Origin of the sequence: Vibrio zhugei (genome assembly GCF_003716875.1) — a bacterium.
Taxonomy (GTDB): Bacteria; Pseudomonadota; Gammaproteobacteria; order Enterobacterales; family Vibrionaceae; genus Vibrio; species Vibrio zhugei.
This window is the reverse complement of the sequence record NZ_CP033078.1, coordinates 1386647-1402158: the sequence shown is the minus strand read 5'-3', so window position 1 is coordinate 1402158 and position 15512 is coordinate 1386647. Positions and strand designations below refer to the sequence as shown.

15 protein-coding genes are annotated in these 15512 nt (G+C 46.5%); 6 read left to right on the top strand and 9 right to left on the bottom strand.

The window, feature by feature from the left end; translation table 11 throughout:
- Positions 1–56: 56 nt before the first annotated feature.
- The 5 genes from EAE30_RS11745 to EAE30_RS11725 all read left to right on the top strand — a co-directional run bounded on the left by EAE30_RS11745 (position 57) and on the right by EAE30_RS11725 (position 4456).
- Positions 57–938 (top strand): ABC transporter permease subunit, encoded by an 882-nt coding sequence (locus EAE30_RS11745; protein ID WP_123016089.1) that lies wholly within the window; start codon positions 57–59, stop codon positions 936–938.
- Positions 939–951: 13 nt separating this feature from the next.
- On the top strand, positions 952–1794 hold the full coding sequence (ugpE, locus tag EAE30_RS11740; protein ID WP_123016088.1) for a sn-glycerol-3-phosphate ABC transporter permease UgpE: 843 nt from the start codon (positions 952–954) through the stop codon (positions 1792–1794).
- 61 nt (positions 1795–1855) lie between these two features.
- Positions 1856–2944, top strand: coding sequence for a sn-glycerol-3-phosphate ABC transporter ATP-binding protein UgpC (ugpC, locus tag EAE30_RS11735; protein WP_123017349.1), 1089 nt, complete (start codon positions 1856–1858; stop codon positions 2942–2944).
- 7 nt (positions 2945–2951) lie between these two features.
- Entirely contained in the window at positions 2952–3740 is a 789-nt protein-coding gene (locus EAE30_RS11730; RefSeq protein ID WP_199287103.1) for a DeoR/GlpR family DNA-binding transcription regulator, read from the top strand.
- Between the two features lie 2 nt (positions 3741–3742).
- The gene (locus EAE30_RS11725) at positions 3743–4456 is read left to right on the top strand and encodes a glycerophosphodiester phosphodiesterase family protein (protein ID WP_123016086.1); all 714 of its coding nucleotides are present in this window, start codon (positions 3743–3745) and stop codon (positions 4454–4456) included.
- A gap of 53 nt (positions 4457–4509) precedes the next feature.
- Here the strand turns inward: EAE30_RS11725 and EAE30_RS11720 are convergent, their stop codons facing one another.
- The 3 genes from EAE30_RS11720 to EAE30_RS11710 all read right to left on the bottom strand — a co-directional run bounded on the left by EAE30_RS11720 (position 4510) and on the right by EAE30_RS11710 (position 8178).
- Entirely contained in the window at positions 4510–6045 is a 1536-nt protein-coding gene (locus EAE30_RS11720) for a methyl-accepting chemotaxis protein (protein ID WP_123016085.1), read from the bottom strand.
- 148 nt (positions 6046–6193) lie between these two features.
- Complete coding sequence (locus tag EAE30_RS11715) at positions 6194–7651, bottom strand: bifunctional NUDIX hydrolase/phosphatase PAP2 family protein (RefSeq protein WP_164711843.1); 1458 nt, start codon at positions 7649–7651, stop codon at positions 6194–6196.
- Between the two features lie 44 nt (positions 7652–7695).
- Complete coding sequence (locus EAE30_RS11710; RefSeq protein WP_123016083.1) at positions 7696–8178, bottom strand: GNAT family N-acetyltransferase; 483 nt, start codon at positions 8176–8178, stop codon at positions 7696–7698.
- Between the two features lie 494 nt (positions 8179–8672).
- Here EAE30_RS11710 and EAE30_RS11705 point away from each other — a divergent pair, with 494 nt between their 5' ends.
- Entirely contained in the window at positions 8673–9923 is a 1251-nt protein-coding gene (locus EAE30_RS11705; RefSeq protein ID WP_199287091.1) for a dicarboxylate/amino acid:cation symporter, read from the top strand.
- 68 nt (positions 9924–9991) lie between these two features.
- On the opposite strand, the gene EAE30_RS11700 is transcribed toward EAE30_RS11705, so the two are convergent.
- The 6 genes from EAE30_RS11700 to EAE30_RS11675 all read right to left on the bottom strand — a co-directional run bounded on the left by EAE30_RS11700 (position 9992) and on the right by EAE30_RS11675 (position 15501).
- Entirely contained in the window at positions 9992–10471 is a 480-nt protein-coding gene (locus tag EAE30_RS11700; protein WP_123016082.1) for a DUF2947 domain-containing protein, read from the bottom strand.
- 72 nt (positions 10472–10543) lie between these two features.
- Entirely contained in the window at positions 10544–11110 is a 567-nt protein-coding gene (gene rimJ, locus EAE30_RS11695) for a ribosomal protein S5-alanine N-acetyltransferase (protein WP_123016081.1), read from the bottom strand.
- A gap of 10 nt (positions 11111–11120) precedes the next feature.
- On the bottom strand, positions 11121–12659 hold the full coding sequence (gene tyrR, locus EAE30_RS11690; protein ID WP_123016080.1) for a transcriptional regulator TyrR: 1539 nt from the start codon (positions 12657–12659) through the stop codon (positions 11121–11123).
- 109 nt (positions 12660–12768) lie between these two features.
- Positions 12769–13788, bottom strand: coding sequence for a YcjF family protein (locus tag EAE30_RS11685; RefSeq protein ID WP_123016079.1), 1020 nt, complete (start codon positions 13786–13788; stop codon positions 12769–12771).
- Positions 13785–15161 carry a YcjX family GTP-binding protein gene (locus EAE30_RS11680; protein ID WP_390258303.1) on the bottom strand — a complete coding sequence of 459 codons (1377 nt, stop codon included), beginning with the start codon at positions 15159–15161 and terminating at the stop codon, positions 13785–13787. Before EAE30_RS11680 ends, EAE30_RS11685 begins: the two co-directional genes overlap by 4 nt.
- Before the next feature lie 154 nt (positions 15162–15315).
- Positions 15316–15501: a hypothetical protein gene (locus EAE30_RS11675; RefSeq protein ID WP_123016078.1), complete on the bottom strand. Its 186-nt coding sequence runs from the start codon at positions 15499–15501 to the stop codon at positions 15316–15318.
- Positions 15502–15512 lie beyond the last annotated feature (11 nt).

Genomic DNA, 15512 nt, shown 5'->3' with positions numbered 1-15512 from the left:
CGGTGGCCCAATGTCGCACAGACATTGGGCCTTATTGAGGCGTTAAGGATAATCCTGTGGCTCGACGACAACAATTTTTTCATTCACCACTTCCGTATTTACTGCTGTTTCCGCAGATCGCTATCATCATTGCCTTTTTTGTCTACCCAGCCGTCGAAGCGATCTATCTGTCGTTTCGTTTGGAAGACCCATGGGGGTTGAACTCAAACTTCGTTTGGTTTGAAAACTATACGCGGCTCTTTACCTCGCCCGATTACTTATCATCCCTCAGCTTTACACTACTGTTTGCGCTATTAGTGACGGTGGTCTCATTGGGTATCGCGTTACTCCTTGCGGTTAAAACCAACAATATTTTACACGGTAAAGGGGCCTACCGAACCACGTTAACTTGGGTCTATGCCGTGGCTCCAGCGGTAGCGGGCATCATTGGCAGTTTCATGTTTGACCCAAGCATCGGTATTTTAACCCGTTTCTTTCATCACCTCGGCTGGGCGTTTAGCTTACAAACGGATCCCTTTGATGCCACGTTTGGCTTGATATTGGTATCAGTATGGAAGCAAATTCCCGTCAATTTCATTTATTTTCTTGCAGGGCTTCAGTCGATTTCCCAAGGGGTCAAAGAAGCCTCATTGCTCGATTGTGAGAGCGATTCCAAGCGTTTTTGGACCATCACGTTTCCCTTGCTGGCTCCAACAGGTTTCTTCCTATTGGTTATCAATATCACGTATGCGTTCTTTGAAACCTTTGGTGTCATTGACACGATGACCGCTGGCGGGCCAGGCGGTAGTACCACGTCTCTCGTCTACAAAGTGTATCAAGATGGCTTTATTGGGGCCGACTTAGGCGGCAGTTCTGCTCAGTCGGTGGTGTTGCTCATATTGGTGCTTATTCTGACCATCATTCAATTTCGCGTGGTTGAAAAGCGCGTGCATTACTAATCAGGAGGATAGTATGCGTTCAAAACAAGGGTGGGATCATGTCATTCTCATACTCGGTGTGCTGTTTATGCTCGCCCCAGTCTGGCTCATTTTTGCCAACTCGACACATACCCCCAACGAGATTCTAACTCATGGGTTGCAATGGGGAATTGGCGACCATCTGGTCGCGACCTATTCTGAAGCCTGGGATAAAACGTTAGGTTTTACTGGCGGTATTACCGCAAAGTCTATGGTGATCAATTCTCTTATCATGGGGTTGGGGTTTTCAATTGGCAAAATTTGTATTTCAATGCTAGCAGCTTACGCCTTGGTGTATTTTAGGTTACCGTACGCGACCGCATGGTTTTGGTTGATCTTTGTCACCCTACTACTGCCTTTAGAAGTGCGTATCATCCCTTCTTATGAAGTGGTCTCGAAACTGGGTATGTTAAACAGTTACTCTGGTCTCATCGTGCCTCTAATTGCTTCAGCCACCGCCACCTTTTTCTTTCGCCAGTATTACAAAACCATTCCTGACGAATTGCTTGAGGCCGCTCAGCTCGACAATGCCGGTCCGATTCGCTTCTTCATTGACATTCTGGTTCCACTGTCACGCACCATGATGGCGGCCATTTTCATCATCATGTTCGTCGTCGGATGGAATCAATATCTCTGGCCCATAATGATTACCACCAATGAAGATTATTACACCATCGTCATGGGCATAAAGCAGCTATTAAATAATGTCTATGACACGAGCACACCACGCTTCGATTATGCGTTTGCCATGGTGATGATCGCCATGTTACCGCCGATGCTGGTCGTAATGATATTTCAACGTTGGTTTGTTAAAGGACTGGTCGAAAGTGAAAAATAACCCAAAAAAATCTCAGCGAATGGATAGCCACGACATGACTCAATCGACACAAACAAATACCATGCTGGATATACGTCAGCTGGTCAAAACCTACGATAATGGCCATCAAGCGGTCAAAGGGGTTGATCTTGCGATCAAGCCGGGGGAATTTCTTGTTTTAGTGGGGCCTTCGGGATGTGGTAAATCCTCCATCTTGCGGTGTATTGCCGGTTTAGAGAGTTTAACATCCGGCGAAATCCACCTTGCTGATCGACGTGTCGATACGGCCAAGCCTTCCCAACGCGATATCGCGATGGTGTTTCAAAACTATGCGTTGTATCCGCACATGTCGGTTTACCAAAACTTAGCGTATGGCTTGAAAAACCGAGGGGTCGATAAAGCCACGATCGAGAGTAAAATCCAGCACGTCGCGACTATCTTGAAAATAGAAGACTATTTAGAACGTAAGCCTGCCAAACTCTCGGGAGGCCAGCGCCAACGTGTGGCGATGGGACGCGCGATTGTGCGTGATCCGCAACTGTTTCTATTTGACGAACCACTCTCCAACTTGGATGCGGCGCTACGCGCTCATATGCGACTGGAAATAAAAAAAATCCAACGTGAACTGGGGGTCACTAGCGTCTATGTTACCCATGATCAAGTCGAAGCGATGACATTAGCCGATCGTATTGTCGTACTGCGTCATGGCGAAATTGAGCAAATTGGCCCACCTTCTGAGGTTTATCATTACCCCGCCAGCACCTTTGTCGCGAGCTTCATTGGAAGCCCTGCGATGAACTTTGTCACCGGATCACTGGTTGAAGGCACCTTAACACTCAATCAACACAGTGTTTACCTACCAGACTACGCAGGCTTTTCATGTGACAACGTCACAGTAGGAATTCGCCCCGAACATGCCAGCTTAGATGCGGCAAGTCCTGAGCGTTTATTGCTGCCACTGAGCGTCAGTGTCGTTGAGCCGTTAGGTCCAAATCAGTTAGTGCATGGTCAGTTAACTCAGCAATCCTCGGCCTCTTTTATCGCCGTAACCCCAGAAATGCCCATCGACCAAGGCAATACCTTGCCCTTATCGGTATTGGCAGAGCATATTCACCTGTTTGATGAACAAGGGATTCGGATAGCCCCTCAGCGGGCTCACACCGTCGTATGAGGTGCACATCGTGAAATTGAGCGAACGACAGAAGCACATCATGCAATGGTTGCACACATCCAATAGCATTTTGCCCAGTGGACTCATGGCGCAACATTTTGGAGTGTCGGTACAAACCATTCGCAAAGATATGAATGAAATGAGCGATTTGGGGTTGGTCCGCCGTGTGCATGGTGGCATTCGTTTACCCAGTGACAACGACAACTTATCCTTCACCAATCGTGAGTTACTGCACTTTGCCGCCAAAGAACACATTGCCCAGCAGGTCGCTCAGGCTCTTCCACCGAACTCAAGCATTTTTCTTGGCATTGGTACCACACCGAAACAAGTGGCTCAGGCATTGCTAGACCATTCAGGATTAACCGTTGTGACCAATAATATCAATGTGGCGTTAATCCTTAGCCGTAATCCAGATATCCAAGTACATCTTGCTGGCGGCTTGGTACGTTCGTCAGATGAAGATACCATTGGTGAAGTCAGTACCGCTTTCTATCGCCGTTTCAATATACAATATGGTATTTTTGGTGTCGGTGGCATCAGCCAACATGGGCGACTGCTCGATTTTTATGCAGAAGAAGCCCATTTAAATCGTGCCATTATCGAACACAGTCAATACTGCTGGTTGGTTGCCGACCAGCACAAATACGGGCGTTATGCCCCAGTGGTGAGCGGACAACTCAGTGAAATTGATCGGTTATTTACCGATGCAGTGAGCACCGATTTGGCTCGTCTTTGTCATCAATATCAGGTGGATGTGTTTCATGATACAACCCATGAATTTAATCAGAAGGAATAACCATGTCTTATACACTGGTAGGACACCGTGGCGTCGCTGGCCATTATCCTGAAAATACCCCCGTAAGCGTACAAGCGGCGATTGACATGGGGTTAAGATGGATTGAGGTGGATGTGCAGCCAACAAAAGATAATATCCTCGTGATCTGTCATGATCATAAAATTGACCGTTGCAGCAACGGACAAGGCCGTGTTGATGAATTGACCTATGAACAACTCTGTCAACATGACTTCGGCTCTTGGTTTGACCCACGTTTTGCTGACCAAACCATCATAACTTTGTCACAGCTGTTAAGCTTGGCCGCCTCTTGGCAATTGCGGTTAAATCTTGAAATAAAAATTGATCGCCACGACCCTCGATTGGTTGTCGAGCTGCTCACACAACAACTCTCCGAGAGCCCCCTCGCTCCTGAGCATGTTTTGTTATCAAGTTTTAATCATGACGTGATTCGCTATGCAGAGCAATTATGTCCTAATTACAAACTCGGCGTGCTAACAGAGCGGCTGACCAACAAAGATCGCAAGTTATTAGATCAAGTTGACGCTTTCAGTTGCCATGTGAACTATCGCTGGCTTACGGAGCGTCACCTCACTGAGCTGCAACGCGCAGGCAGACAAGTGTGGTGTTATACCGTGAACCAGCCGGAAACCTTTAAGCTACTCGACCAAGTGGATGGGGTTTTCAGTGATTTCCCCGAGCGATTCTACTCAGCATAGTCACGCCCCTGCCAGCCCAACAGACTGTTAAGCTGGCAGGGAGTTCTCACGCGCTACTCAAATGTTTTGCCGAGCGCAGCTAAATTTTGCGCACTCTGTTCAACATCGCCCGACAGTTCATAGACGCGATTAGCATCCGATAACGTTCTGTTCGACGCCTCTTTTATTGTCGACAAATTCAAATTGATTTCTTTCGCGACGACACTTTGTTCCTCTGCCGACGTTGAAATAAGCGTGGCGGCATCGTCAATGATAGCCATTGCCTCCGATAATTCATTAATGCTGGTTTTCGTTACCACCGTATCCTGCTTGCAACTGAGCGCCGCCTCTTCCCCCGTACTCATGGTGTGCTTTAATGAAGTTAAGGTGGCGGTCACTTCTTGCATGGAGGATTGAATGTTCTTCGTGGCATCATGGGTGCGTTGACTGAGAGCTCTAACCTCATCGGCGACAACAGCAAATCCTCTTCCTTGCTCACCGGCCCGGGCAGCTTCGATCGCCGCATTCAAGGCTAACAAGTTAGTTTGTGACGCCACTCCTTGGATATCTGACATTACGTGGTTAATTGTCTCAATTTTTGCTTCCAACTCTGTAGTGGCCTGAGTAGAACGATTGACCTCTTCCGCTAACAAGTTCACCTTATTTTCTGTTGAATCAATGTTTGTCATCACTTGTCGACATGTGTCATTGGCGGAGCGTACTTGCATCGACGTTTCTTGGCTGTGCCTCGCCACTTCATCGATAGTGGCGACCATTTGTTCGACTGCCGCAGAGATTTTCTCCAGTTCCGTTGCTTGAATTTCGATGCTACTCTCGCTGCTTCTCGCCAATTTTTGCATTTCTTGCACTTGTTCCAGTAACTGATGACCACTGTCTGCTGTGCGTCCAATGATGGTACGTACCTTGCCCGTTTGCATCTTCAAATGAAATTCTGCATCGTTTTGCGGACTCTTACAGTAAACCCAACGAGAAATACTATCGTAATGGTCACGCAGCCTTTGTGAGTATTTAGGATGGCGCACGACGTCTCGATAAAATAACAGCATGAACATCATGGGGAGCAGCAGAGAAAACCAAGGATCAAAGACGACAGTGGTGACAAGCAACAGCACCGTCAAGAGTGAAAATAGAGTGAGTCGCTGAACGAGGTTTAACTGTATCCACGGCAATGCTCGGCGATGATTCACCAGTTTGGCATAAAGCGCTTCAGCTCGCTGGCGAGTCTCTGGCAATAAACGCCGTCTTACCGATTGATAACCGACGAAGGTATCATCTTTATAAATAGGCGTAACATAGGCATCTACCCAATAATAACGCCCATCTTTACAACGATTTTTAACCGCTCCACGCCAAGGCTGATTGGCTTTTAAATGTGCCCACATATCTTTGAAGGCTTCTTTAGGCATATCTGGGTGCCGCACGATATTATGAGGCTGATTGAGCATTTCATCTAAAGTAAAACCCGATACACGGCAAAATTCATCGTTCGCATAGGTAATCATACCTTGCTTATCTGTTGTGGATACGAGTTGGACGTCAGCAGGAAAGGTGACTTCTTCATCAATGATGGATGCGTGTGTTGTCTTCATAGTAAGTGTTACACCAAGCTAAGTTCTTAACATAAGTGTAGACTCAAAACATGCAATCCGAGAAGTAAGTCTGTGACACCATTAATAAAAATAAAGCTCATGTGTCAATACATGAGCTTTGTTAGAAAAATAGGTATCAATAGAGTAACTAAGGCAATGACGGTTTGCGCTTGGTCAACAATGCTATTTGAAAACCAATATCATGCAAACTGATGCGACGGAAGGTTAAAAGAAAGACCATCAGGGTTATCGTGCTGTAATGCAAAAACGACAGCCATAAACTTAAGGTCGTACTATAAGAAAAATGATGTAAGAGCAATTTGAACACAAGATGACAGCACACTAATGCTCCCATGCTTCCCAACGCCCGAAAAAACGTCTTTTTATGATCAAAGGGACGACCAAAACCTAATGCCACCACGACCGCCGCTAATATCGCGAGCCACTCACGGAAACCTGGGGTAGACCATAGATAGGTCAACATGGCGCTGAGCACTAATAAGGCAAGCCAAATTTTGTAAGAGAGCAGTTGTTCGTTAAAGTCGACCGTGGCACGACTTTCCAATTGATACACGTTCCAAGTAATGGTCATTCCCAATATCGCGCCAGCCAAACAATCGGAAATAAACACGTCACCAGAAAGAAATTGCGCCACAATTTGCCAAACAATCGCGATTCCTAACGCTGGCATCCATTGATGTGAAGTAATGTGTTCACGTTCTTGCCACAGAATGAAAAAACAACTGGTTAAGATCGCCGTCACGACGCACGGCATGCTATAACCCGCTTCCATTATGGGGTCCAAGGTGGGTAGATACACATAGGGTCTTGGCAACGCGATGCCACGTTGTAGCAAGAGACAAACTAAACTCACAAAAGCAACCGTAAACAGAAGCTTAAGCATTACCCTAGTCCCAAAGAAATAGATAAAGAGTGGAAAAAGAATCAATGCCAATATCGGATTAGCCAGCATATTGCCAAGCGATATAGCCCCGCCAATCAATTTTACCCCCCAATCGGGCAAACTTTGCAGCATATGTTGAAAGCCAACGAGAAAATGCAGTTCATGCTGCTGGAAAGAAGGGGCGATAGCGATCAAGTCTGGCACACTTCGCATCGGCTGATCCGTTGCATGCTTAAACATGTTTTTCATTAAAGCCCATTGTTCTGGATAGCGATAATCACGGGCATTAACGCGTTTTGGATCAATCAACATACCACTCAATGTTTCAATACCAAAATCTGGCGCGCCCCAAATAGGAAGGTTTTTTCCACCTAGAGCATTGTTGGTATCTAGCGCAATGACATTCGATTGACTGACACAATCAAACACATAGGCTGTTGGGGTTTGGCCTATTTGTTTGACGACATCAATCACCAACCCTGTTTCTTCCCACATCTCACGTTGCGCTGCTTGGCCTGGTAACTCTCCGGCTTCAATATTGCCGCCAGGTAATGATAATTTCCCCGTGATATACTCACGAATCATTAACAGCTGATTATTCACTTTGGTTATACAGACTGCACCGCGCTGCGTATGAACGGGTTCAATACTTTCTTGTGCATTCACTGTACCGACGGTCATGAGACCTACTAATGTGGCCATAAGGCAAAGTAGTCGTTGATACACTTGTTTTATCCCAATCTTAGTCAGCATCCCGCTACTGACTTCCTTAGCCAATGAATATGCTGGGTAAAACCACTATTGTGGTAAAAACCCTGTGCTCCCACATTAAAATCCCACACTTCGACAAATATTTCTTTTACCCCATACTGTTGAAACATGTGTTCAATACGTACCATGAGTTGCTTAGCAGCCCCATGATGACGAACATCTGGTTTGACATATAACTCATCAATACTTCCCATCAAAACTGGCTTACTGACGGTCGACATTAATTCGCAAAAATGACCAGAAATAAAACCAATAACTTGGCTGGCAAGCGTTGCAACAAAGACCAAACATTCCGGGTCATCAAGATATTGAGCGATACTTTTCTCTGACTCAATCTCTTGTGCTGTTTTAAAATACTCCGGACATCCCCGATGATGTTCATCATGAAGTTGAAACATCAACTGATTGAGAATGCTTAAATCCTCACTGCATGCAGGTCTTACGACAACATTGGGCATGGTTAAGTGTCCATAATAAATAGATAAACGCTATGCAGCGCCGAGCTGAGTGTTGCGATTATCATCATCTTCAATCCAATCACAAGTCACCTGAAATCGTCACTCATTGACTGGAGTATACGAACTTAAAATGACAGTTCAAACAATTTATTGACCAAAACATGACAATCTTTCATATAAAATGCGTTTCGATTCTCTTGGTCTCATTTTTAAGACAATGATTCATTTCTATAAATACCTATTATTTCATTGAATTACAAATATTACTCTACCAGTTAAGTACTTTCTGTCATTCAATATCCACGGTTTAGGGTACCAAGCCGTTAGACCGTGGACCGGGTGATCATACACTGCAGTGCCATCCAACCGGATGAAAGGTACGGTTGCACAGACCTAACGCCCACAGTTTTTTCTCGCGAAATGTCACTTTATCCTGCAAAAATACGATCTTTTAGTGTAAGTTACCGCATTCATCAAAAACTGGAACGTTTATTATGAATTTGAAAACACTACTGAGCAGCTGGTCAAACATGCTGCTTTGGAAAAAAATTGGTATCGGCATGATCTTAGGGATTGTCGTTGGCGCATTGATGGGACCCGATGCTGCCATTTTCAAACCTATTGGCTCGCTATTTATCAATGCCATCAAAATGCTGATTGTACCGCTGGTATTCTGCTCACTGATTGTCGGCATCACATCGATGAAAGATACCCGCAAAATGGGACGAATTGGCGGGAAAGCGATCGTGCTCTATATGCTAACCACTGCGATAGCGATTGCCATCGGGTTGGGCCTGTCAGCCATTATTCAGCCGGGCGCTGGCTTAAACATGTCGGTTGACCCTAATCAATCCGCTCAAGCCGCGCAACAGTCGCCTACGCTTATCCATACTCTGCTCAATATGGTGCCTAAAAACCCCATCAATGCACTGGCTGCTGGCAATATCTTGCAGATTATCGTTTTTGCGTTGGGCCTAGGTATCTCTTTAGTTTTAATTGGCGAAGAAAAATCCGCTCCCGCCGTCAAACTTTTTAATAGCCTAGCGGAAGCCATGTACAAATTGACCGAATTGGTGATGAAGCTGGCGCCTTACGGCATTTTTGGTTTAATGGCATGGGTGTCTGGCAAGTACGGTATGGACGTACTCTGGCCGCTAATTAAAGTGATCGGCGCCGTTTATATTGGTGCGGTCCTCCATATTTTGGTGTTCTACTCAGGGATGCTGGCGTTTATTGGTCGTTTAAATCCTATGCGCTACCTGAAAGCCATCACCAACCCAGCCGCGGTGTCATTTACTACGTCGAGTAGCTCAGGAACACTGCCAGCAACCATCAAAGCCAGTCGAGAAGAAATGGGCGTTTCAGAAGGTGTGTCTGGATTTGTCTTACCACTTGGCGCAACAATTAATATGGATGGAACAGCGCTGTACCAAGGGGTATGTGCCCTGTTTATCGCGCAAGCCTTTGGTATTGATCTCAGTATGGCGGATTATGCGACCATCATTGTAACCGCTACCTTAGCGTCGATTGGAACAGCGGGCGTCCCTGGCGCAGGACTTATCATGCTGTCACTGGTATTGAGTACAGTCGGATTACCGATTGAAGGCTTAGCCATTGTTGCTGGGATTGACCGAATCTTAGACATGGCACGCACGACCATTAATGTGTGTGGCGACATGATGGTGGCAGTCTTGATTGCCAAGAGTGAAAAAGAATTGGATAACGATATTTATAACAAAGCCTAGTCGTTATCTAGTATCAAAACAATGCCAACGCAAAACGTTGGCATTGTTTGTTTTTCTAACCCGCTCAGTTATTGGGTATAGCGCTGGCCTAAGCTGACCGTGCCATTGGTATGGAACCATAACGCTTGTTGACGTCGGCGACCCAGCAGAATCGGGCCATCATCATAGAATAAAAAATTCTTCCAATGACGTTTAAATATCGACCACTTCGTCTCAATGATGTTGTACTTTTCATAACAAAAATACACCGTAACATCATCTTGCCAATCGATATGCTCTAAAATAGCGTCTGGCATTGACGCCTCATCACTCTCCCATTCTGGCATCCAATTAATGGTTTCAAACCAAGCGTCTTTACGGCTCGGCCAGTCCTGTGCGCTAAGGCGCTCAGAATCGGGACTTTGCGCGCTGATATTATCTTTCCAGAACTGAGCCGCACGTTGCGCCGTCATCGGCTTGATGTAAGCCAAATCCTCTTCTGGGACTGGCATGGATTGATGAGTGAAAATCCATTTTCTTTGGTATTCGTCCAAAGGTAAAAATGACATGAAGTGTCCTTTATAATTTGATAGAGACAGCGAAACCGTCACAATACCGCATTGTGAGCGGTACTGACTTTGTCATTCGGCCTGCCAATGCTCGTTAAGCAATGCGACTAAACGATGATCGCGCCATTGGCCATCGATCAATAAATAATTGGCAGCAAACCCCTCTTCAACAAAACCGACGCGTTTAAGTACTGCAGCGCTACGCTGGTTATGAGGCATGTAAGCGGCGTTGATGCGATGCATATTTTGCTCTGAGAACATATACTCACAGGCCATTTTGAGTGCTCGGCTCATGATGCCGCGCCCTTGTGCTTTTTCAGCCAGTGAGTATCCGACCGAACAAGAATACAGCGGAAATTTTGCCAAGTTACTGAACGAAATGGTGCCAAGCATTTCACTGGTGGCCTGATCAATGATCAACAAGTAATACGCCATGCCCAAGCGATGTAATTCATGCAGTTTAACCAACCGATCCCGCCAAGTAATCGGCGCATAAAATGCGGGGGTTCGCTGTGGTTCCCAAGGCTTTAAATACTCACGATTATCACAGAAATATTGACTGATCAACACAGCGTCGTCGACCGTCGCCGTGCGTAAGGCAATATCATTATCGACTTGGTGAACATAATACAATGACATGGGTTTCTCACTAGCGTTTTTTGATGCCATACTCGCGTAACTTGTTCGCAATAGAAGTATGTGACACGTCAAGACGTTTTGCCAATTTCCGACTCGATGGAAAAGACTGGTAGAGGCGATCTAACACCTGATGCTCATACGTTTTCATGATGTCATCTAAGGAACCGTCTAAGAACAACTGCCCCGTCACGCCCGCCGTGGATTCACTATGTGGTAAATGAAAATGGCCAATACCTAAAGGTTCATCTTGTATTTCAGTCAACGCACGCAACACCATGTTATCCAATTGGCGCATGTTGCCAGGCCAATGGTAGTGTGCCAACTCATCCAGCAACGTGTCTTCCATCTCAGGGCGTGAAATGCCCAGGCTGCGGCTGTGCTTGGTGATAAATAACTCAAGTAACGGCGCAATATCACTGGGTCTATCACGTAATGGTGGAATGCGTAAGGTTAAAACATTCAGGCGATAATATAAATCCTCGCGGAAACTGCCTGCATCCGATAGCGCCAGCAGTTGATGGCGCGTCGATGCAATGACACGTACATCCAGATGGATTTCTTGCTCTTCCCCTACGCGTCGGAATGTTCCGTCCTGCAAAAAGCGCAATAACTTAATTTGCAAGTGAGGGCTCATTTCCCCAATTTCATCGAGAAACACCGTGCCACCATTCGCCAACTCAAAAATGCCCTTGCTGCTAGGCTCAGTGTTGCCCGCAATACGGCCAAACAGTTCCGTCTCGGCCACATCGTCCGGCATGGACGCACAGTTAACGACTAAAAATGGCTGTTCACCTCGAGGGGAACGATGATGACAGGCGCGTGCAAGCATTTCTTTGCCTGTACCGGTTTCCCCTTCAATCAGTAGCGGTTGATCCAAGCTGGATAGCTTCTTCGCTTGATTCAACAAGGTTTTATGCCGATGAGAAACGCCGACAAAGTGCTCAAACCCCAATAAAGAATCGAGCGGAACGCGATCATCGAACGCTGACGATCCTTTCATCGGTTTAAGCATCATCATCGCCCCTGCGAGCGTCGATTCTTTCGACTCCCCAGTAATGTAGACCGGCGTGACTTCAAGTTGATAATCGAGCCCTTCAAGCACAACATGATCACGTAAACGCGCTTTACTGCCTTCTATCCAGCGAGGGAAGTTAAAAGTTGGCACGAGATGAGAAATGGGTTGATCAATCACTTCATTGGCAGGTTTATTCAGTGTCGCAATGGCACTGAGATTGGCCATGTCGACTTCGCCTTTAAGATTGATCGACAAAACACAATCTGGGAGGTTGTCGAGTAACGAGATGAGCTCCGTATTGTGGCGCTCCATCGGCATAAACTGAATTTTACGCACATCTTTTACACCAGTAATACGACGAATTTCCGTCATCAACTCACTGAAGGTGGCGAAATCACTATCTGGGCAATTCAGGTAAATAATGCCGCTAATGTCAATTTCAATACCTCGGAGATCAATATTTCTCGAGGCGAGGATATCAAGCAGTTCTCGGGTTAATCCGAGTCTGTCTTCGCATAAGACTTCAAGACGCACGATGCTTTCCTACCAAGTGTCACGAAAAGTTGACAGTAGTGTCTACCAAGCAACTCAGTGCGTCAAGTCATGTCTGTGGTTATCGCATTGAATACGCTGGCTATCCGGCCTATTTTACCGCTACCGCTGCTACTTTCGCCAAGATATGTTTACGAACCTGCGATAATTTCACTCGGCGTTGTTCAACCCAAGGCAAAGGCCGCAGTAGCGCCATCGCTTTAATACCAAGCCGCGCCGTTAAAATACCGACGCCAATACCTTGCCCTGCACGAGTGGAGACTTTCGCGGCCAAGTCCATCGAGAGTAAATCGAAACTCGCATCCACCACCATCTCACTCGCGCCTGCGGTTGCCATATTCACGAGCACCGCTTTAAACAACTTCAACCGTGACCAGTAACCCAATTCAATCCCGTACAAATCAGCGAGCTTTTCGACCATTTTGAAGCTGCGCCAACCAACTAATATCATATCGGCCATCGCGAGTGGGCTCACGGCCACCAGCACCGCCGCTTCTGTTGAATAGCGCGTCACGATATCTAAAGCCTGCTTATCTTGTTGTTCAAGCACGAGCGCGTCATACAACTCCAAGATTTCCGCATCGCTATGACTGTTATTAATGCTGTTTTTCCAGCGTTGATAACCCAAATTGGTGGCGTGGATATCGCCAAGTTCAGCCAGCTTGTGGCAGAACGCTTCGCCTTGTCCGACTTGATTGTCTAAGATTAAGCGCTCCGCTTGCTCTTGAATTGAAAAATGACGCTTGAGCTTACGTAGGTGCCATAATTCTTTACATAATGCGCCGACACCGACAGCGGCCAAACCCGCAATGAATGCACTCCACCCAACACTTAACCAGTCAGAGCTACGAATAGCAGTTAACACCGAATCGACGGTTTGCCACACCACTAAACCACCAAAAACCGCGATCGCCGTACTGATTTTCCAAAGCCGGCCATTGCGTGGGCGCACCACCTCATCGAGACTCGCCTCAATCGCGTGCTCATCCTGCTCTTGCTCTGAAGGGACAAACATTTCTGCTTGGTGAAAGGCCTGCTTTTCGCCAAGTTCGAGTTCTTGCTCTGGGTATAACTCACCCTCAAAGTGCCTTTTTTGTTTATAGTGACTCATCGTAATTTGTCTCCCAATAATACATCGAGGGCTTTATCTAAACGAATGTGGGCAAGTGGCGCATCTCGCTCTGATCTGAGTGGCCGAAACTCACTAAAATCAAACCGATGCTGCTCAAAGTACTCTGGATCAGGCAGTTTTTCTGGGACGTCGCCAGGGTAAAGAGTTTGCTCTTCGCCAGTAAGCAATGTGCCTTGAATTGCGGGATGTTGAGTGTCTTTCACCGCAATATAACCAGACTGTGTCGCTCTTACTGACGCCATGCTAATGCAGCTCATATCGATGTTTTCAAAAGCCGCATGCTGCCATGCCGGATGCACCATTTGCTGAAGTAAACTCACCAAGTTCGTGTGTTGATCTGGCGTAATATGATCCGCCTTGGTGGCCGCAAACACGACCTTATCAATTTTAGGCGCAAATAAACGGCTCAATAACCCCGAGCGACCGTAACGAAAACTGTGCATCAACTGTTCCAGCGCGCTGCGCATATCCATAAAGGAATCAAACCCAGCATTGAGCGGTGATAAGCAATCAACCAAAACCAATTGTCTATCAAACGTTGAAAAATATTGCTTATAAAAACGCTTCACTACTTTCGATTGGTACTCTTGATAGCGCGCTTGCAACAAAGTTAAATAACTGCCTGACGGCACCTCTTCGGATGCCAACGAGCTCACTACGGGAAAGAATTGCAAAACCGGAGCACCAGCCAATTCTCCCGGTAACACAAAGCGTCCCGGCTGAACCCAGTGAAGTCCTTCCGCTTTACAGCGATGTAAATAATCCGTGTATAACTTGGCAATATTTGCCATCACCTGTTCATCGGCGGGTGCGTGCAGATCCAAAGCCTCGAGTGCCGAGAGCCATTCTGCCGCGAAGGCTTTGCGCTGGCCATGCAATGCTTGCATTTGCTGCTGACTCCACGCAAAAAAATCGAGTTCTAATAAGGGCAAATCTAGCAACCATTCACCAGGATAATCAATAATATCCAGGTACAACGTCGCTTGTGAGCTCAGTAAACGTTTGGTTCTTTTTTGCGGCCGATAACGAATGGCTAAACGGATTTCACTGACGTCTCTTGTCGGTTCCGGCCATGCAGGCGGTACACCATATAAAGACGCCTCGGCTTCATCATACGAAAAACGTGGCACCATTAAGTTCGTTTGCGGCACACGGCGCGCACCAATCAAACGATGATCGCGAGCGGCTGAAAATAACGGTAAGTTGTCATGAGACGAGCTATGTAACAACTGGTTGACCAATGACGTGATAAAGGCCGTCTTGCCTGCCCGCGATAATCCCGTGACCGCAAGGCGGATATGCGAATCGGTCGTTCTGTGAACCAACTGGGCCATGTCTTTACGCAGTGACATTATTTGGACTCCTAGGGCCGAAAAGAAAGTGGCCAATCTTGCACTATAGAATGGGAAGAAATGGGGACGGTAGTACGATTAAACAACCAGTTAGATGCAAAGTTGACAACGCATTGACATAACAAACCACCGCCTCTCCCGTCATCTGAGTGGCTTAATCATCTTCTGTGAGCTTATAAATGACCCACAAGGCTAATTCCAGCATTAACGCTAACACTGTGCTGATAACCACGTATTTATTTTGGAAAATATTCAAGCCAGAAAACAAAAAGTCATAGGTGAGAATACCGCCAAAAATGATCAATACCGCCCATTGTAAAAACCGAATGAAACGTGACATACACAGCGTCC